The sequence below is a fragment of the Sebaldella sp. S0638 genome (assembly GCF_024158605.1).
In the GTDB taxonomy this organism is placed as follows: Bacteria; Fusobacteriota; Fusobacteriia; order Fusobacteriales; family Leptotrichiaceae; genus Sebaldella.
Map to the genome: position 1 here is coordinate 31,391 of NZ_JAMZGM010000023.1, position 17,460 is coordinate 48,850.

The window sequence follows — 17,460 nt, forward strand, 5'->3', positions numbered from 1 at the left end:
AGAAAAGAGGGGTTTTATGGAAAATAATAATACCAAATCATTATATCTCGCACTATTTATTCTTAGCGTTGTAAACGCTGTATTTTCTACACTTTTTGTAACATTTTCATTTGGCTTTTTTATAGATATAGCTGTATTTATATTAATTCTGATAATTTTAAGACCGAAACTGCCTAAAGAAAAGCCGATGCCTTCTGGTATAAAGTTATTATTAATATCTTGTATTATACATTTTGTCACTGTTGTTTTACTGTCAATTTCAAGTTTACTGAATTATATTATATCACTTGAAATTGGGCGTGACAGCAGTAATCTTATATTTCTTCCTGCTAATTTAATTGGTATTTTACTGACAATTGTCTCTATTGTACTCTTAATTATCAGCAGTGTGAAAGTTTATAAAGAATACAACTCGATTAATTAAAAATAAAATTTTATAACAAAAAGGAGTTTTTCAATGGAAAATAACAATAATCTAAAATCTATGTACTTCGTATTATTTATACTTCTTCTTATAGAAACTGTTTTATTTATTCTTTTTGGAAATATAATGGCTGTTGCTACCTTTATTATAGCCTTGATTTTACGTTCAAAATTACCTAAAGGAACACGAACTCCTTCAGGAATAAAATTAGCAATTATCTCCACTGTACTGCACTTTTTAGGTAACTTTTTTTCTATATTTATAGTGATTCTCGCTGAGTTATCAGAATATTCTGATGGACTTCTGATTTTTTCTCTTATTTGCTTTTTGATTTTTTTTATATACCTCATCGCTACATTTGTATTGCTTATTGTCAGCTGTGTTAAAATATATTCTGAATACAAAGCTATTGATAATTACTAATTTTAAAAAAGGAGAACAGCTATGAATAACAACAATACCGATTTTAAAGCACTATATTTTGCATTGTTTATTCTTGGGATTTTACAATGTGTATTTTCACTTATTACTATTATAATTTTTATGAACATTTTAGCAGGTCTTTTAGATATTGCAATTTTTGTATTAATCATTATTCTTTTCATGAAACAGCCTAAGAACACTTCAGGTCTGAAATTAATGATGATTGCTTGTATAATTAATTTTTGTGCTCCATTAATTTATCTAACTACTATATTATTTTCATTAAATGAAAATTCTATTCCTGTTTTTATGATTTTTTCACATATTCTGTTTTATTCACTATTTATTATCTCATATATTTTGATGATTATCGGCTGTATTAAGGTCTATAAAGCATATACAGCCATTAACTAGCTTAAAAACTTAATTATAAAAAGGGGGTTAACATGAATACTAATAAAGATATTCAAAACTTATATTTTACACTATTTATTTTACTTATTGTTGAAATTATTCTGTTTTTGTTTATTGGGCTTCTCATGGCAATAGCAGTCTTTATCATATCAATAATAATATATTCAAAATTTCCAAAAAACTGTGCACTTCCTAATGGCTTAAAATTGGCTTTAATAACCAGCGGTGCCCGTATTATAATGCCGGGAATATCTGTTATTTTTATATTTTTTTCTCCGCTTACATTTTTTTTATTTTCTTTTGTTATTTAATAATATATATCTACATAATTGTAGCATGTGTAAAAATATATAAGGAATATACTGAATTATTCAACTAAAATTATATAAATAAAACTATCTGAGTTTTTTGAACTGATTGATAGTTTTTTTATTATTCATTTTTTATACTTTAATTCCTGAAAATCAAAAAATTTCCAAATAAAAAAACCACCCTTAGTTCACACTAAAAATGGAATTCTTATTATATAAATTATACTAATTCAATTATTGCCATTTCAGAAGAATCTCCTCTTCTTACATCAGTTTTGATGATTCTTGTATAACCACCGTTTCTTTCAGCATATTTAGGAGCTAATTCTTTAAAAATCTTTGCTACTGTTTCTTCATGTCTTAAGAAAGCGAAAGCTGTTCTTCTGTTATGAATACTTCCTTTTTTTCCTAAAGTAATCATTTTTTCAGCAAACTTTCTTAATTCTTTTGCTCTTGTTACAGTAGTTTCTATTCTTTCGTTCTGGATCAGCGATATAGTCATGCTTTTCATCATAGCTTTTCTCTGCGCTGGTCTTCTTCCTAGTTTTCTATATGATTTATTATGATTCATTTTACTTTCTTCCCTCCTTAGATAGAGTTATCATTTAGGTCAAAGCCTAATTCTTTCATTTTATCTATTATTTCATTTAATGACTTTCTTCCCAGATTCTTTATTTTAAGAAGCTCTGCGTAAGTCATTTTTCCTAAGTCTCCAATTGTGTTAACTCCTGCTTTTTTCAGGCAGTTATATGATCTGACAGTAAAGTCTAGCTCTTCTATCTTCATGTCATCCATATTGTTTTCACTTATTACTTCAATACTTGATTCTACTTCATCTTCCGATCTGAATTTTTCCATGCTGTTTCCTATGTTAGTAAACGGATTCAGGTGAAAACTTATCAGCTCTACTGCATAAGATAAAGCGTCTCTTATTTCTATACTTCCGTCTGTAGTAATATCAAGAGTTAATTTATCGTAATCTGTTGCTCTTCCGACCATTGTATCTTCCACTGAATAGCTGATTTTCTTTATAGGTGTATATATCGCATCTACTGCTATATAGCCTATAGGCCAATTTTCAGTTTCTATTTCTTCAGATACAACAAATCCTTCTCCCGAATCAACTAAAAATTCCATATTTATTTCTCTTTTAGTTGTAATAGTAGCTATTATCTGATCAGGGTTGATTATTTTCAAACCAGGTTCAAGTACTATATCTTTAGCTGTAATTTCTCTTGGTCCTTTTACTGATAAAGACATTTTTTTCTCTCCGGGTTCATCTGATTCTACTACAATTTCCTTTATATTCAGGATAACATCCGTAACAGCTTCCTTTACACCTTCTATAGTAGAAAATTCATTAAGAACTCCGTCTATTTTTACTCCTTTTATTGCACTCCCAGGAATTGAAGATAATAGAACTCTTCTTAATGCATTTCCAATAGTAGCTCCATAGCCTCTATATAAAGGTTCTAATGTATAAATAGCATGAAAATCATCAATTTTATCTTCTTTCAATTTTATACTTTTTGCTATTTTTTCAATTTTTAACAAATTTAATCAACTCCTCGAATTGAAAATTATTATCTTGAATAGAATTCTATTATCATTGCTTCGTTAATTTCGAAATCCACAGCATCTCTTGTTGGGTTTTCCATAACTTTTGCCGATAAAGCATTCTCATCCAATGATAACCATCCTGGTACGCTTTTTTGGTTAAGAGAGTCTTTTATTACAGCTAAATCTCTTGATTTTTCTCTTACTGTAATTACATCTCCCTGTTTTACTCTGTAAGAAGCTATATTAACTCTTTTTCCGTTTATTTCAAGGTGTCCGTGACTTACTAACTGTCTAGCTTGTCTTCTTGTAGTAGTCAGTCCTAATCTGTATACTACATTGTCAAATCTTCTTTCAAGATACTGAAGTAATAACTCACCAGTTACTCCTTCTTTTCTTGTTGCTTCTTCATATAATTTATAAAATTGTTTTTCCATTACTCCGTAAACAAATCTAGCTTTTTGTTTTTCTCTTAACTGAATTCCGTAGTCTGTTAATTTCTTATTAGCGTTTGGTCTCAAGCCTCTTTTTGATTTTTTATTTACACCTAAAATGCTTGGATCAATACCAAGAGTTCTACATTTCTTAAGAACAGGCTGTCTATCTCTTGCCATCTATCTATTTCCTCCTTATTTTCTTATTTTATGGTCTTCTCTTTTTTGGTGGTCTTGCACCATTATGAGGTACTGGTGTTATATCAACTATTTTAGTTACTTCTAAACCAGCTGCTTGAATAGATCTTATAGAAGCTTCTCTTCCTGATCCAGGTCCTTTTATTTTTACCTCAACTTGTTTCATACCGTTTTCCATAGCAGTCACAGCTGCCTGTTCAGCTGCTATTTGTGCAGCAAACGGTGTCCCTTTTTTAGTTCCTTTGAATCCAGACGTTCCGCCTGATTTCCATATAACTACTTTTCCTTCTGTGTCAGTTATAGTTACTACAGTGTTATTAAATGTAGAATGTATATATGCTATTCCGTTAGGAATATTTTTTAATTTTTTCTTTTTAGAAGTTACCGATGTCTTCTTAGCCACTTAAAAATTCCTCCTTATATTATTTTTTCTTAGCTACGGCAGCTTTTACCGGACCTTTTCTAGTTCTTGCATTTGTTTTTGTCTTTTGTCCTCTTACCGGAAGCCCGTTTCTGTGTCTTAGACCTCTGTAGCTCTTTATGTCCATAAGTCTTTTGATATTAAGTCTTATTTCTTTTCTAAGTTCACCTTCGATTTTGTACTCATCAACGACATTTCTGATTTGCCCGACTTGCTCTTCTGACAAGTCCTTAACTTTAATATCTTTGTCAATATTAGCTTTTTCTAAAATTTTGATAGCAGTACTTCTTCCTATTCCAAAAATGTATGTCAGTGAAATCTCAACTCTTTTATTTCTAGGAATATCTACTCCTGCGATTCTAGCCAAATCTTTTCCTCCTTAATAATTTTTTTCTTAATTTGTTAACCTTCATCAATATGCCTTATGTGATAAAACATAAGAATAAGCTCTACAGCCCAACATACCTTTACAATTTTCATATATATATAAAGACAGTTAAACTCATATTATCCTTGAACCTGTTTATGTTTCGGATTCTCACAGATTACTCTCACTTTTCCGTGACGCTTTATCAATTTGCATTTGTCGCATATTGGTTTCACTGATGCTTTTACTTTCATAGAAACTCTCCTTCCACATATTATTATTTCTTTCTGTAAATTATTCTGCCTCTGGATAAGTCATATGGAGAAATCTCCACCGTTACCTTATCCCCAGGAAGAATTTTTATGTAGTTCATTCTCATTTTTCCTGAGATATGTCCTAGAATTTCGTGTCCGTTCTCGAGCTTTATCTTGAACATCGCGTTTGGTAATGCTTCGAGAATTTCACCCTCTAATTCTATTACATCTTGTTTAGCCATAAAAAATCACCTCAGATCCTTGTTATTATATCAAATTTATTGAAATTTGTCTATTATTTTTTCTTATGATTTCAAACTTAAAATCAGCGGTTTTCCGTCAACAATGGCTATACTGTGCTCAAAGTGCGCAGATCTTTTATAATCTTTTGTTACTGCCGTCCATTGGTCATTAAGTATTCTCACACGGTAAGTTCCTACATTTACCATAGGTTCAATAGCAATTACCATTCCTTCTTCTATCTTCGGTCCCAGTCCTCTTACACCATAGTTAGGCACCATAGGATCTTCATGCATCTCTTTTCCCACACCATGCCCGGCGAAGTCTCTTACTACCGAAAAACCGTTTTTTTCCACATATTCCTGTATTGCTGCTGATATATCGCCTATTCTGTTACCTGCCACAGCCTGCTCTATCCCTATTGTTCTTGCGTGTTCAGTCACTTCCAGAAGCCTTTTTGATTCTTCGTCTATTTCTCCCACGGGAAAAGTCACCGCAGCATCACCTACATAGCCGTCAAGCACTGTTACAGTATCCAGACTTATAATATCGCCTTCTTTTAACAGCTCGTCTGCTCTTGGTATTCCATGCACTACTTTGTTATTAACAGAAGTACATAAACTCGCAGGATACGGTCTGCTGGTATGACCTCCGCCATACCCTTTTGTTCCCGGGATTGCTCCCTGACTTCTGATATAGTCTTCTGCTATTTTATCCAGTTCCAGTGTAGATATCCCTGGTTTTATATACTTCGGAATTATATCTTCATAAAATCTGGCTATTATTTCATTAGCCTTCTTTATTTTTCTTATTTCATCTAAAGTTTTTATAATTGTCATTATATTCTCCTTTATAATGAGTCTAGTACTCTCAAAATGTCCTCTGTTATTTTTCCTACTGCCTGTTTTCCATCTATTATTACTGTTTTCCCAAGGTTTTTGTAGTAGTCAAATAAAGGTGAAGTCAAATCTTTATATTCTTTCAGTCTTGTTTTTACCGCTGTTTCATTGTCATCTTCTCTTTGATAGATATCTTCTTCATTTTCATCTACAGGAGGATTATATTTTATATGATATATCTTACCTGTCTTTTTTGACATTCTTCTTCCTGTTATTCTTTCAAGTATTTCACTATCATCTACATCCAGAACCACTACTTTATCAATACTCTTTCCCTGTTTCTCCAATATTTTCTGTAGTTCTTCAGCCTGATGCAGTGTTCTTGGAAAACCATCCAGAATAAATCCTTTTGCACAATCTTCTTTTTCCAGTCTTTCTTCTACTATTCCTATTGTTACATCATCAGGTACCAGAACTCCGTCGTCCATATATGTTTTAGCTTTTTTTCCCAGCTCAGTTCCATTTGCTATAGCTGCTCTAAACATATCTCCTGTTGATATCTGCGGGATTCCGTATTTTTCTACGAGTAATTTTGCCTGTGTTCCTTTTCCTGCTCCCGGGGCTCCGAATAAAATAATATTCATACTCTACCTATCCTTCCTGTTTTTTGTCCCTTCACTTTATTTCTTAAAAGTAACTTACAAAATATCTTATACTTATAAATTTATTTAAAAAATAAAATAAAAAGCTGGGGCTTATATCTTATTTTGATATAAACCCTTTGTAACTTTTTACTGCTAAATGTGAATCTATTTGTTGTAATAAATCTACTGCTACTCCTACTAAGATCAGTAAGCTTGTTCCACTCATCAGTACCGGCATTTTCAGGAAATAACCAAAGAAAATATTTGGCAATACCCCTAAAACTGCAAGGAATACAGCACTTCCAAAAGTAATTCTTGTAGCTACCCCTTCAAGGTAATCCACAGTTTCACTTCCGGGTCTTTTTCCTGGTACCGTTGCTCCTCCTTGTTTCAAGTTATCTGCTACTTTTTCCGGATCAAAAACTATTGATGTGTAGAAAAATGCAAATACTACTACAAGGACTGCATAAAGTACAAGATATCCGACTCCTGTCTGAGAGAACAGATTTTTTAGCTTGGCATTCAGACTTGGGTCTTTTACCAGGCCAATTAATACAGACGGCACTGCCATCAATACCGAAGCAAAGATTATAGGCATTACCCCTGACATATTTATTTTTAACGGCAGAAAAGTTTTTTGTCCAACAGAACTTCTTCCTGTTCTGCCTTTTCCTACATATTGTATAGGGATTCTTCTTTCAGCAAGCTGTATAAGTACTATTACTGCTATAAGTATTATAAACAATACCAGTGTTATCAGCATTAGTACCAGACCCATTCCGCCGCTTGTTGACAGATTTTTTCCAATCTGGAACATTTCAGCTGGGAGTCTTGATACTATACTTAAGAAGATAAGCATAGAAGTCCCGTTTCCAATACCTTTTAATGATATTCTCTCTGCAACCCACATCAGAAATGCAGTACCGCCGGTCATCAATGTTACTGTTACCAGTGTAAACATCGGTCCCGGTTCATATACCAACTGCTGCTGCTGCAAAAGAATAGTCAGACCAAAAGATTGAGCTATAGCTACACCTATTGTAAGATATCTTGTCCATTGTGTAACTTTCTCTTTTTCCTTACCGCCCTCTTTTTGCATCTCCTCTAATTTTGGTACAACTACCCCAAGTAGTTGAAAAATTATTGACGAGTTAATATAAGGTATTATCCCTAAGGCGAACATAGAGGCATTTTGAAATCCCCCACCCGAAAAAGTATTAATAAATCCTGCAAGCGAGTTTCCCTGCATTGCGCTGGAAAGTCTGCTTACGTCTATTCCCGGCACCTGAATATGTACTCCTACTCTGGCAATCAGAAACATGATTAATGTAAATACTACTCTTTTTCTAAGCTCAGGAATTTCAACTATAGATTTTACTTTATGAACTACTTCTTCTACTAAAGTCAAGTTATCACCTCATTCTCAAGAAAAAGTAAGAATATCTTACTTTTCCTCTTTTTTATTATTCCCGGCAACAGTAGAATATGATTTTATTTCTAAAATTTCTACTTTTCCCCCAGCTTTTTCCACTAATTCCTTAGTTTTTCCAGAAATTCTGTGAACTTTGAAATTTAATTTTTTAGAAACTTCTGCTTCTCCGATGATTTTAAGAATACTTTTGAAATCTTTTTCTTTTACATAAGAATCAATATTTTCTCCAAGATATTCCTTTACTAATTTTCTCCCTTTCAGGTTTCTTAGCTTTTCATCGCTGTATTTCTTTATGAATCTGGCTCTTTTTACAACTCCGTTATCTACTAATGTAGCAATACTAACTTCGTCTCCATCTTCAAATCTGTCTACTATATCTTTAATATTTAATACAATAAAGTCTTTTTTAAATGGTGAATTGCTGAATCCTCTCTTTGGAATTCTTCTGATCAACGGCATTTGTCCACCCTCAAAAGCTGGTGATACATAACTTCCTGATCTTTGCTTCTGTCCATTATGACCTTTTCCGGCAGTTTTTCCCCAACCAGATCCGTGTCCTCTACCTATTCTTCTTCTTCCTTTTTTCGAACCTTCTGAAGGTCTTAATTCATTTATGTTCATCCTAAACCTCCTCTACTTGAAGTAAATAAGAAACTAATTTTATTTTTCCTTCTATATCCGCTGTTTTTTCATGTAATGCACTGTGGCCTATTTTTCTTAACCCAAGTGATTTAACAGTTTCGACATGGTTAGGTTTTCTTCCATTAATTCCTTTTACTAGCGTTACTCTAATTTTAGACATTAATTTTACCTCCTAGCCTTATCCTAAAATCTCTTCTACTGATTTTCCTCTTAATCTTGCCACATCTTCTACGCTTCTAAGCTGCTTTAATCCTTCGATTGTAGCTCTTGCCACGTTATCTTTATTTTTTGATCCTCTTATTTTAGTAAGTACATCATGCACTCCAACAAGCTCCAGAATTTCTCTTGTTGCAGACCCGGCGATAACTCCCGTTCCTTTTGATGCAGGTTTTAATAATACACTTGTTGAATTATATTTACCTATTTGATCATGTGGAAGTGTTCCACCTTTCAAAGATACAGTTACAAGATTTTTTTTCGCGTTAGCTACCGCTTTTTTGATAGCATCAGGTACACCATTAGCTTTTCCTAATCCTATACCTACTTTTCCTTTTTCGTTTCCTACAGCCGCTAATACAGAAAAAGATATTCTTCTTCCTCCTTTTACCGTCTTAGAAACTCTGCTTATTCTTAAAAGACTTTCTTTATATTCACTTTGTTTAGTCTCTCTAGGTTCTCTAGCCAAAACAAGTCCTCCTTTTTTCTAGAATTTTAATCCTGCTTCTCTTGCAGCATCTGCTAGGGCTTTCACTCTACCAGTATAAACATATCCCGATCTGTCGAATACCACTTCAGTGATTCCTTTATCCATCGCTCTTTTTGCTATTGCTTCACCGATTTTTTTAGCAGCTTCCATGTTACTTCCGTTAGCTACACCAGCTTTTAATTCTTTGTCAATACTTGACGCAGATGCAATAGTTTTTCCAGTCGAATCATCTATTACTTGAACAAAAATATTAGTTAAGCTTCTGAAAACAGATAATCTAGGTCTTTCAGCAGTTCCAACTATTTTGTTTCTGATTCTACCGTGCTTTTTTTGTCTAGCTTTATTTCTATTTAATTTTTTTACCACTATGAACTACCTCCTATCCTTTCTTACCTTCTTTTCTTCTTATTTGCTCATCAGCATATTTTACACCTTTTCCTTTGTATGGTTCAGGTGGTCTTTTTGCTCTGATATTAGCGGCTATCTGCCCTACTAATTCTTTATTTATACCTTCTACTGATATTTTTGTGTTTCCGTCTACTTTAAAAGTGATTCCTTCTACAGGTTCTATTTCTACCGGATGAGAAAATCCTAATGATAATGTCAGCCCTTTTCCTGCTGCCTGTACTCTGTATCCTACTCCCACAAGTTCTAATTTCTTTTCGAATCCTTGGCTTACACCAACAATCATATTATTCAAAACTGCTCTTGTTGTCCCGTGTAGTGCTCTGATATTTGGCAGATCATTTGGTCTTGTTATATTTATATCACCGTTATCTACTTTTACAGTTATTTCCGGGTTGAATTCTCTCTCTAACTGTCCTTTAGGTCCTTTTACAGTTATCTTATTCCCATCTTGCTTTAATTCAACTCCGCTAGGTATAGTTATAACTTTTCTACCTACTCTCGACATTTGTTTTTCCTCCTAATATATAAAATGCGTAAATTACCACACGTAGCAAAGAACTTCTCCGCCTACGCTATGCTTTCTGCATTCCTTGTCTGTAATAACACCTTTTGGCGTTGAGACAATTGCAATTCCCAATCCACCTAATACTTTAGGTAAATCTTCCACACCTGAATAAACTCTTCTTCCAGGTTTTGATATTCTTTTTAGTCCTTTTATTACATTTTCACCGTCAACATATTTAAGCGCAACGACTACATCTTTTTTAGAACCATCTTCTTTTATTTCAAAATCTTTTATATATCCTTCATTTTTTAATATGTTAGCTATTCCAAGTTTCATGTTCGAATAAGGAATTTTAACACTTTCATGCTTAGCACTATTAGCATTTCTAATTCTTGTAAGCATATCTGCAATAGGATCTGTTAAGTTCATTAAATGTGCCTCCTTTCAATTTTTACCAGCTTGATTTTTTTATCCCAGGAATTAATCCTTCTCCTGCTAACTTTCTGAATACAACTCTCGAAATTCCAAATTCTCTCATGTATCCTCTTGGTCTTCCGTTTACCTGACATCTGTTTCTAAGTCTAGTAGGTGATGCATTTCTAGGTAATTTAGCAAGCTCTTTTATTGCTTCTTTATCGCCTTTTCTGATTCTTTCTTTTAGCTCGGCTCTTTTTGCTGCGTATTTATCTATAGTTTTTGCTATTTTCAGGTTTTTTTCCATCATTGCTATTTTAGCCATCTTGTTTCAACACCTCCTTATTTTTGGAATGGCATACCGAATGCTGCCAGTAATGCATGTCCTTCTTCATCAGTTTTCGCTGTAGAAACAATAGTTATCCCTAATCCAAACATTTTATCTACTTTGTCTATTTCTATTTCAGGAAAAACTATTTGTTCTCTTATTCCTAAAGTATAGTTTCCTCTTCCGTCGAATCCTTTTTTAGAAACTCCCTCGAAATCTCTAACTCTTGGAAGGGCTACTGTTACTAATCTATCTAAAAATTCATACATTTTTTCTTTTCTAAGAGTAACTTTTGCACCGATTTTTTGTCCTTCTCTTAATTTGAATCCTGCTTCAGATTTTTTTGCTTTTCTTGCAACAGGTTGCTGTCCTGTGATTATTTTAAGATCGTTAATTGCTGCGTCTAGTAATTTAGCATTTCCAGCTGCTTCACCAACTCCGATATTTACGATTATTTTGTCCAGTTTAGGTACTTCCATTATGTTTTTCATGTTTAATTCCTTAAATAATGCAGGTACAATCTCTTCTCTATACATAGTGTATAATCTTGGTATATATTTTTCAGCCACTGTATGTTATCCTCCTTCCTATATTTCTTTTCCAGAAACTACTGAAATTCTTACTTTTTTATCATTTTTGAATTCTTTTCTCACTCTAGTACCTTTTTTTGCTTTTTCATCCCAAAGCATTACTTTTGATGCAAAAATAGGCATTTCTTTCTCTACAACTTCTCCTTGTGGGTTCATTTGATTAGGCTTTATAAATTTCTTTCTTACATTTACACCCTCTACAATTACTTTTCCTGTGCTTCTCATTACTCTTAGCACTTTTCCCACTTTGTCCTTGTCTCCTGGCTTTTCAGCAGCATCTTTCGATCTTCCGCTTACTACTACTACCATATCTCCTGTTTTCACATGTAATTTTTTAGGTACCGATTTTACTTTTGATTTTATCACAGCAAATCCTCCTTCCTATAATACTTCTGGTGCAAGAGATACTATTCTCATAAAGTTTTTCGCTCTCAATTCTCTTGCCACTGGGCCAAATATTCTTGTTCCTCTTATTTCAAGGTTTGCGTTTAATACAACTGCTGCATTGTCATCAAACTTTATATATGAACCGTCTGCTCTTTTTAATTCTTTTCTTGTTCTTACTACAACTGCTTTAACTACGTCTCCCTTTTTTACGTTTCCATTAGGAATAGCCTCTTTAACAGAAGCAACTACTATGTCTCCGATTCTCCCGAATCTTCTTCTTGATCCGCCAAGAACTCTTATTACCATAATTTTCTTTGCACCTGTATTATCAGCAACGTTAAGTACTGTTTGTTGTTGAACCATCCTAATCCTCCTCTCTACTTAGCTCTTTCTAAAATAGTTACTACTCTCCATCTTTTGTCTTTACTTAGTGGTCTAGTTTCCATTATTCTTACTTTATCTCCGACGTTACAATCATTGTTTTCGTCATGTGCTTTATATTTTTTTGAAACTTTTAGTCTTTTTTTGTATAATTTATGAAATTTCATTGTTTCTTCAATAACAACTACTGTTTTTTCCATTTTATCAGAAACAACTATACCTTCTCTAACTTTTCTATAGTTACGTTTGATTTCCACAGTCTACCTCCTTCAATTATCCGTTTTTCTTTTCAGTAAGTATTGTTTTTATTCTTGCTATTGTTCTCTTCATATCTCTGATCTGAGCTGTGTTTTGCAACTGTCCTAAAGAGTGCTGAAATTTTAAATTAAACAATTCCTCTTTTAAGTTTTTCTCTTGTGATATTAATTCATCGATAGACAAATCTCTAATTTCTTTAGATAACATTAATTATCACCACCCATTTCTTCTTTTTTTACAAACTTACACTTTATAGGTAGTTTGTGTGCAGCTTTTCTTAGAGCTTCTTTTGCTCTTTCTTCAGGTACTCCGCCAACCTCAAACATAATTTTGTCTCTTTTTACTACTGCTACCCAACCTTCAGTATTTCCTTTACCTTTACCCATTCTTGTTCCTTCTGGTCTCTTTGTATAAGGCTTATCAGGAAAAATTCTGATCCAGATTTTCCCTTCCCTTTTGAAGGTTCTATTTATTGTTACCCTGCACGCTTCGATTTGTCTTGATGTTATCCATCCAAATTCTTTTGCTGCAAGACCGTATTCACCAAAGTCTACATTGTTTCCTTTTGTAGCAACTCCGCCGATTTTTCCTCTGAATTGTTTTCTGTATTTCGTTCTTTTAGGTATTAACATTATGCATTTCCTCCTTCCTTCTTGCTAGGAAGTACTTCTCCATTAAATATCCATACTTTAATCCCTAATGCACCGTATGTAGTGAATGCTGTAGCTGTAGCATAATCAACATCAGCTCTTAAAGTGTGTAATGGTACTCTTCCTGATAATGTCCATTCGCTTCTCGCGATTTCTGCTCCGTTTAGTCTTCCAGAAACAGCTATTTTGATCCCTTTTACTCCTGATTTCTCAGCTCTTTGAATTGCCTGGCTTACAGCTCTTTTATAAGCAACCCTTTTTTCTATTGCTGTAGCTATGCTTTCAGCAACTAACTGTGAATTTTTGTTAGGATTTTTTACTTCCTGTACTTTTACCTGTACTTTTTTCCCAGTCAGATTTTCTATTTTTCCTTTTAATGCTTCTATTTCGGCACCTTTTCTACCTATTAGTATCCCGGCTTTCCCTGTATCTATGATTATTGTAAGTTCAGTCGGTGATGTTCTCTCTATTTGAATGCTCGAAACACCTGCATGATAATAATTCTTTTTAATAAATTCTCTTATTTTCAGGTCTTCGTGAAAATTATTTAAATATTCCTTACCTTCTGCAAACCATTTAGAATCCCATGTTCTAGTAATTCCTAATCTAATTCCCCTAGGATCAACCTTTTGTCCCACAGAAATACCTCCTTAATTAATTTCTTTCGCTCACTTCTACTGTGATATGAGCTGTTGGCTTTCTAATTATATCTGCTCTTCCCATAGCTCTTGGGTTTACTCTCTTTAGTACCGGTCCTTTATCTACAAGTATTCTTGATACATATAGTTTATCAGGATCCATTCCAAAGTTATGTTCTGCATTTGCTATAGCAGACTTTAGTGTTTTTTCTATATAAACTGCCGCTTTTTTATTTGTAAATTTAAGCATTGCTAACGCCGGTAAAGCGTCTTTTCCTCTTACAATGTCAGCTACCAATCTAGCTTTCTGAGGACTTAATCTTTGATAACGAAGTTTTGCTACCACTGCCACGATAGGCCTCCTTTCCAACCCTTACTATTTTCTCTTAGCGTCTTTTTTTGCATCTTTTCCGTGTCCGTAAAACGTTCTAGTAGGTGCGAATTCTCCTAATTTATGACCTACCATTTCTTCAGTTACGTAAACTGGTATATGTTTTTTTCCGTTATATACTGCAAAAGTTTGTCCAATAAATTGTGGGAAAATTGTCGATCTTCTTGACCATGTCTTAATAACTTGTTTTTTCTCACCCATTGCTTCTACTTTTTTTAGTAAGTATTCATCAACAAATGGTCCTTTTTTTAGTGAACGAGCCATTTATCTCCTCCTTAGTTTATTTATTTTTTTCTCTTTCTTACTATAAATTTATCGCTTAATTTCTTACCTCTAGTTTTCTTACCTAATGTTGGTTTACCCCAAGGTGTAACAGGAGCTTTTCTTCCTATAGGCGATCTTCCTTCTCCCCCTCCGTGTGGGTGATCTACCGGATTCATCGCTGATCCTCTAACATGAGGTTTTCTTCCTAAGTGTCTGTTTCTTCCTGCTTTACCTAATGATACAAGCGAATGTTCCGAGTTTCCTACAGAACCTATAGTAGCTGTACATTCTCTGTGTATTAGTCTTAATTCTCCAGATGGAAGTTCCACGTGTGAGTAAACTCCGTCTTTCGCTACCAGTCTTGCAGATGTTCCTGCTGATCTTGCCAGCTGTCCGCCTTTTCCGGGTATTAATTCCACATTATGAATAACTGTACCTATTGGTAAGTCTTTTAGTTTTAAAGCATTTCCAGGTTTGATTTCCGCACCTTCTCCTGATAACACAGTATCTCCTTTTTTCAAACCGTTCGGAGCAAGAATATATCTTTTTTCCCCATCAACATAGTGTAGTAGAGCAATATTTGCAGTTCTGTTAGGATCATATTCTATTGTTGCTACCTTTGCAGGTATTCCGTTTTTATCTCTTTTCCAGTCAATTACTCTGTAAAGTCTCTTATGTCCTTTATGTCTGTTTCTACCAGTTCTGTGACCGTAGTTGTCAATCCCGTAAGATGAATTTAACGGTTCTACTAATGATTTTTCTGGTCTTACTTTATCCAGATCATTATTGACTAATATAGACATATGCCTTGTACCATTAGTCATTGCTTTTAATTTTTTAATTGGCATATTAATACTTCCCTCCGTGTTATTTATTTATTTATTTTTCTTAAAACTCAAATCCTGCGATTTCATCTCCGTCTTTAAGTTTAACCATAGCTTTTTTTACTATAGGTGTTTTATACATAGAAAATCTGAATCTTTTATTTTTAGATTTTACTGTAAGTGTATTCACGCTTACTACTTTTACATCAAATAATTTTTCCACAGCTTGTCTGATTTCGATTTTGTTTGCTCTTCTGTCTACTTCGAAAACATATTCGTTGTTTTCTCTTCTGATCATTTCACCTTTTTCAGATTTAACCGGTCTTTTTATTACATCATATAAATTCATATTATGCTAGCACCTCCTCGATCTGTGCAAGTGCTTCTTTTGTCATGATTATTTTGTCCTGTTTTAATAACCAGTAAACACTTAACTCATTTGGCATTAGTACATATGATTTTTCTATATTTCTTATAGACAGATATGCGTTATATTCATTCTCTATGTATAAGTCATTTAGTATGTACAGCTGTTTTGTTCCTGCCATATCTAATTTTTTAGAAAAATCAATAATTGTTTTAGTTTTCGGCTTTTCTAATTCAAAAGCATCTATTACGATGATTCCTCCATTTTGAGCCTTAGCTGATAAAGCTGATCTTATAGCTAATTTTCTAACTTTTTTATTTACTTTTTTTACATAGTCTCTTGGTTTCGGTCCGTGTGAAACACCTCCGCCAACCATGTGAGGAGCTCTTGTTGATCCTTGTCTTGCTCTTCCAGTACCTTTTTGTCTGAAAGGCTTTCTTCCTCCTCCTCTTACTTCAGCTCTAGTCTTTGTAGAAGCCGAACCTTGTCTTACTTCTGCTAGTTCTGCAGTTAACACTTCGTGCATTACTGCTTTGTTAGGCTTTATACCAAATATTTCTTCTTTTACATCAACAGTTCCTGCTTTTGAACCGTCAATAGTATATATATCTAAAACTGGCATTTTGTCCTCCTCTCTTTCTTCTCAATTAGTATTTTTTCACTGATTTTTTTATTATTAAGTATCCGTTTTTAGGACCCGGTATTGCACCTTTTACTAATAACAGGTTATTTTCCACATCAAATTTTACTACTCTAAGGTTTTGAACAGTAACATTTTCATTTCCTAATCTTCCTGCCATTTTCTTACCTTTTGGTACATTACTGTTTGATGCAGCACCACCGGCATTCGATCCTCCAAGTCTGTGGTTTCTAGAAACCCCGTGAGTTGCTCTGTTTCCTCCGAAGTTATGTCTTTTCATAACCCCTGCTGTTCCTTTACCTTTTGAAACACCAGAAACATCTACGAACTCTATTCCTTCGAATGAATCTACTTTGATTTCCTGTCCTAATGCATAACCATCTAAATTGTCAGTTTTGAATTCTTTTAAGAATTTTTTTGGAGTTACTCCTGCTTTTTTAAATACTCCCATTTCAGGTTTTATAGTATTTTTTTCTTTTTTCTCGTCGTAACCTAAAGTTAACGCGTTATATCCGTCTTTTTCAACGTTCTTTTTTTGGATAACAAAGTTAGGTCCTGCTTCTATTACTGTAACAGGTATTAATTTTTCACCTTCAAATATTTGTGTCATCCCTATTTTTTTTCCTAGTAACATTATTTTTTCCTCCTTAATATATTGGTTGACTGAACTATTTTATAAGCCAACTTGTATTAAGCCTATAATTGCTTTATTTCGATTCCTACGCCTGATGGCAGACTTAATGAAGTTAATGCTGAAATTATTTGCTGACTAGAGTTTTTGATCTCTACAACTCTTCTGTGCACTCTCATTTCAAACTGCTCTCTTGAATCTTTATTTACATGCACTGATCTTAATACTGTGTATTTTTTTGTCTTAGTTGGTAAAGGAAGGGGCCCAGTTACCTCTGAGCCATTCTTCTTAACAACTTCAGCTATTTTCTTTGCTGATTGATCCAGCAATTTATGATCATACGATTTAAGATATATTCTTAATTTATCCAAAGTTTTCCCTCCTACTTAATAAACTATTTCGTAATAGTAGCAACTACACCAGAAGCAACCGTTCTTCCACCTTCTCTGATGGCGAATCTTAATCCTTCTTCCATTGC

At 33.6% G+C, this 17,460-nt stretch carries 35 protein-coding genes; 2 read left to right on the plus strand and 33 right to left on the minus strand.

The features are described from left to right. Nucleotides 1–16 precede the first annotated feature (16 nt). Together NK213_RS08260 and NK213_RS08265 are read left to right on the plus strand one after the other, a co-directional pair. Nucleotides 17–424: a hypothetical protein gene (locus NK213_RS08260; RefSeq protein ID WP_253348438.1), complete on the plus strand. Its 408-nt coding sequence runs from the start codon at nucleotides 17–19 to the stop codon at nucleotides 422–424. 33 nt (nucleotides 425–457) lie between these two features. Next, nucleotides 458–847, plus strand: a complete 390-nt coding sequence (locus tag NK213_RS08265; protein WP_253348439.1) for a hypothetical protein — start codon at nucleotides 458–460, stop codon at nucleotides 845–847. 2 nt (nucleotides 848–849) lie between these two features. Here NK213_RS08265 and NK213_RS08270 read toward each other — a convergent pair whose 3' ends face one another. The 33 genes from NK213_RS08270 to NK213_RS20640 all read right to left on the minus strand — a co-directional run. Next, nucleotides 850–1,029 carry a hypothetical protein gene (locus tag NK213_RS08270; RefSeq protein WP_253348440.1) on the minus strand — a complete coding sequence of 60 codons (180 nt, stop codon included), beginning with the start codon at nucleotides 1,027–1,029 and terminating at the stop codon, nucleotides 850–852. Nucleotides 1,030–1,792: 763 nt separating this feature from the next. Next, nucleotides 1,793–2,143 (minus strand): 50S ribosomal protein L17, encoded by a 351-nt coding sequence (gene rplQ, locus NK213_RS08275; protein ID WP_012863373.1) that lies wholly within the window; start codon nucleotides 2,141–2,143, stop codon nucleotides 1,793–1,795. A 17-nt stretch (nucleotides 2,144–2,160) separates the two neighbouring features. Then, on the minus strand, nucleotides 2,161–3,126 hold the full coding sequence (locus NK213_RS08280) for a DNA-directed RNA polymerase subunit alpha (RefSeq protein ID WP_253348441.1): 966 nt from the start codon (nucleotides 3,124–3,126) through the stop codon (nucleotides 2,161–2,163). Between the two features lie 29 nt (nucleotides 3,127–3,155). Beyond that, nucleotides 3,156–3,743, minus strand: a complete 588-nt coding sequence (gene rpsD / locus NK213_RS08285) for a 30S ribosomal protein S4 (RefSeq protein WP_253348442.1) — start codon at nucleotides 3,741–3,743, stop codon at nucleotides 3,156–3,158. 28 nt (nucleotides 3,744–3,771) lie between these two features. Then, a complete protein-coding gene (gene rpsK / locus NK213_RS08290) occupies nucleotides 3,772–4,164 on the minus strand; it encodes a 30S ribosomal protein S11 (RefSeq protein WP_012863376.1) in 393 nt (130 codons plus the stop codon). Nucleotides 4,165–4,183: 19 nt separating this feature from the next. After that, a complete protein-coding gene (gene rpsM / locus NK213_RS08295) occupies nucleotides 4,184–4,549 on the minus strand; it encodes a 30S ribosomal protein S13 (RefSeq protein ID WP_253348443.1) in 366 nt (121 codons plus the stop codon). Between the two features lie 140 nt (nucleotides 4,550–4,689). Beyond that, nucleotides 4,690–4,803, minus strand: coding sequence for a 50S ribosomal protein L36 (rpmJ, locus tag NK213_RS08300; RefSeq protein WP_012863378.1), 114 nt, complete (start codon nucleotides 4,801–4,803; stop codon nucleotides 4,690–4,692). A 23-nt stretch (nucleotides 4,804–4,826) separates the two neighbouring features. Beyond that, entirely contained in the window at nucleotides 4,827–5,045 is a 219-nt protein-coding gene (gene infA, locus NK213_RS08305; protein ID WP_253348444.1) for a translation initiation factor IF-1, read from the minus strand. 63 nt (nucleotides 5,046–5,108) lie between these two features. Then, nucleotides 5,109–5,882 (minus strand): type I methionyl aminopeptidase, encoded by a 774-nt coding sequence (gene map, locus NK213_RS08310; RefSeq protein WP_253348445.1) that lies wholly within the window; start codon nucleotides 5,880–5,882, stop codon nucleotides 5,109–5,111. Between the two features lie 11 nt (nucleotides 5,883–5,893). Next, on the minus strand, nucleotides 5,894–6,526 hold the full coding sequence (locus tag NK213_RS08315) for an adenylate kinase (protein WP_253348446.1): 633 nt from the start codon (nucleotides 6,524–6,526) through the stop codon (nucleotides 5,894–5,896). Nucleotides 6,527–6,644: 118 nt separating this feature from the next. Beyond that, entirely contained in the window at nucleotides 6,645–7,934 is a 1,290-nt protein-coding gene (secY, locus tag NK213_RS08320; protein WP_253348447.1) for a preprotein translocase subunit SecY, read from the minus strand. Nucleotides 7,935–7,970: 36 nt separating this feature from the next. Then, nucleotides 7,971–8,579 (minus strand): 50S ribosomal protein L15, encoded by a 609-nt coding sequence (gene rplO, locus NK213_RS08325; RefSeq protein ID WP_253348448.1) that lies wholly within the window; start codon nucleotides 8,577–8,579, stop codon nucleotides 7,971–7,973. 1 nt (nucleotide 8,580) lies between these two features. Continuing rightward, nucleotides 8,581–8,760 (minus strand): 50S ribosomal protein L30, encoded by a 180-nt coding sequence (gene rpmD / locus NK213_RS08330; protein ID WP_012863384.1) that lies wholly within the window; start codon nucleotides 8,758–8,760, stop codon nucleotides 8,581–8,583. A gap of 18 nt (nucleotides 8,761–8,778) precedes the next feature. Next, entirely contained in the window at nucleotides 8,779–9,285 is a 507-nt protein-coding gene (gene rpsE, locus NK213_RS08335) for a 30S ribosomal protein S5 (RefSeq protein ID WP_253348449.1), read from the minus strand. A gap of 18 nt (nucleotides 9,286–9,303) precedes the next feature. Beyond that, entirely contained in the window at nucleotides 9,304–9,672 is a 369-nt protein-coding gene (gene rplR / locus NK213_RS08340) for a 50S ribosomal protein L18 (RefSeq protein WP_253348450.1), read from the minus strand. A 13-nt stretch (nucleotides 9,673–9,685) separates the two neighbouring features. Further along, nucleotides 9,686–10,219: a 50S ribosomal protein L6 gene (gene rplF / locus NK213_RS08345; RefSeq protein ID WP_253348451.1), complete on the minus strand. Its 534-nt coding sequence runs from the start codon at nucleotides 10,217–10,219 to the stop codon at nucleotides 9,686–9,688. 33 nt (nucleotides 10,220–10,252) lie between these two features. Beyond that, nucleotides 10,253–10,648 (minus strand): 30S ribosomal protein S8, encoded by a 396-nt coding sequence (gene rpsH / locus NK213_RS08350; protein WP_253348452.1) that lies wholly within the window; start codon nucleotides 10,646–10,648, stop codon nucleotides 10,253–10,255. A gap of 22 nt (nucleotides 10,649–10,670) precedes the next feature. Continuing rightward, nucleotides 10,671–10,958, minus strand: a complete 288-nt coding sequence (rpsN, locus tag NK213_RS08355) for a 30S ribosomal protein S14 (RefSeq protein ID WP_253348453.1) — start codon at nucleotides 10,956–10,958, stop codon at nucleotides 10,671–10,673. Between the two features lie 17 nt (nucleotides 10,959–10,975). Next, nucleotides 10,976–11,515 carry a 50S ribosomal protein L5 gene (gene rplE / locus NK213_RS08360; RefSeq protein ID WP_371926402.1) on the minus strand — a complete coding sequence of 180 codons (540 nt, stop codon included), beginning with the start codon at nucleotides 11,513–11,515 and terminating at the stop codon, nucleotides 10,976–10,978. 33 nt (nucleotides 11,516–11,548) lie between these two features. Beyond that, nucleotides 11,549–11,917, minus strand: coding sequence for a 50S ribosomal protein L24 (gene rplX / locus NK213_RS08365; RefSeq protein ID WP_253348454.1), 369 nt, complete (start codon nucleotides 11,915–11,917; stop codon nucleotides 11,549–11,551). Between the two features lie 15 nt (nucleotides 11,918–11,932). Next, entirely contained in the window at nucleotides 11,933–12,301 is a 369-nt protein-coding gene (gene rplN / locus NK213_RS08370) for a 50S ribosomal protein L14 (RefSeq protein ID WP_012863392.1), read from the minus strand. A gap of 14 nt (nucleotides 12,302–12,315) precedes the next feature. After that, nucleotides 12,316–12,576, minus strand: a complete 261-nt coding sequence (gene rpsQ / locus NK213_RS08375) for a 30S ribosomal protein S17 (RefSeq protein WP_371926400.1) — start codon at nucleotides 12,574–12,576, stop codon at nucleotides 12,316–12,318. A 16-nt stretch (nucleotides 12,577–12,592) separates the two neighbouring features. Next, nucleotides 12,593–12,784: a 50S ribosomal protein L29 gene (rpmC, locus tag NK213_RS08380; protein ID WP_253348455.1), complete on the minus strand. Its 192-nt coding sequence runs from the start codon at nucleotides 12,782–12,784 to the stop codon at nucleotides 12,593–12,595. Next, on the minus strand, nucleotides 12,784–13,209 hold the full coding sequence (gene rplP, locus NK213_RS08385; protein ID WP_253348456.1) for a 50S ribosomal protein L16: 426 nt from the start codon (nucleotides 13,207–13,209) through the stop codon (nucleotides 12,784–12,786). The genes rpmC and rplP overlap by 1 nt, the downstream gene beginning before the upstream one ends. After that, nucleotides 13,209–13,865, minus strand: a complete 657-nt coding sequence (gene rpsC, locus NK213_RS08390; protein ID WP_253348457.1) for a 30S ribosomal protein S3 — start codon at nucleotides 13,863–13,865, stop codon at nucleotides 13,209–13,211. Before rpsC ends, rplP begins: the two co-directional genes overlap by 1 nt. A 16-nt stretch (nucleotides 13,866–13,881) precedes the next feature. Further along, nucleotides 13,882–14,217: a 50S ribosomal protein L22 gene (gene rplV, locus NK213_RS08395; protein WP_253348458.1), complete on the minus strand. Its 336-nt coding sequence runs from the start codon at nucleotides 14,215–14,217 to the stop codon at nucleotides 13,882–13,884. A 24-nt stretch (nucleotides 14,218–14,241) separates the two neighbouring features. After that, on the minus strand, nucleotides 14,242–14,520 hold the full coding sequence (gene rpsS / locus NK213_RS08400; protein ID WP_253348459.1) for a 30S ribosomal protein S19: 279 nt from the start codon (nucleotides 14,518–14,520) through the stop codon (nucleotides 14,242–14,244). A 20-nt stretch (nucleotides 14,521–14,540) separates the two neighbouring features. Beyond that, nucleotides 14,541–15,368 carry a 50S ribosomal protein L2 gene (rplB, locus tag NK213_RS08405; RefSeq protein WP_253348460.1) on the minus strand — a complete coding sequence of 276 codons (828 nt, stop codon included), beginning with the start codon at nucleotides 15,366–15,368 and terminating at the stop codon, nucleotides 14,541–14,543. Nucleotides 15,369–15,408: 40 nt separating this feature from the next. Further along, entirely contained in the window at nucleotides 15,409–15,693 is a 285-nt protein-coding gene (gene rplW / locus NK213_RS08410) for a 50S ribosomal protein L23 (RefSeq protein WP_253348461.1), read from the minus strand. A 1-nt stretch (nucleotide 15,694) separates the two neighbouring features. Further along, entirely contained in the window at nucleotides 15,695–16,333 is a 639-nt protein-coding gene (rplD, locus tag NK213_RS08415; RefSeq protein ID WP_253348462.1) for a 50S ribosomal protein L4, read from the minus strand. A gap of 25 nt (nucleotides 16,334–16,358) precedes the next feature. After that, on the minus strand, nucleotides 16,359–16,985 hold the full coding sequence (gene rplC, locus NK213_RS08420) for a 50S ribosomal protein L3 (protein ID WP_253348463.1): 627 nt from the start codon (nucleotides 16,983–16,985) through the stop codon (nucleotides 16,359–16,361). A 62-nt stretch (nucleotides 16,986–17,047) separates the two neighbouring features. Next, the gene (gene rpsJ / locus NK213_RS08425; RefSeq protein WP_012863403.1) at nucleotides 17,048–17,353 is read right to left on the minus strand and encodes a 30S ribosomal protein S10; all 306 of its coding nucleotides are present in this window, start codon (nucleotides 17,351–17,353) and stop codon (nucleotides 17,048–17,050) included. 23 nt (nucleotides 17,354–17,376) lie between these two features. Continuing rightward, a partial coding sequence (locus NK213_RS20640) for a hypothetical protein (protein ID WP_253346388.1) occupies nucleotides 17,377–17,460 on the minus strand: 84 nt, incomplete at its 5' end.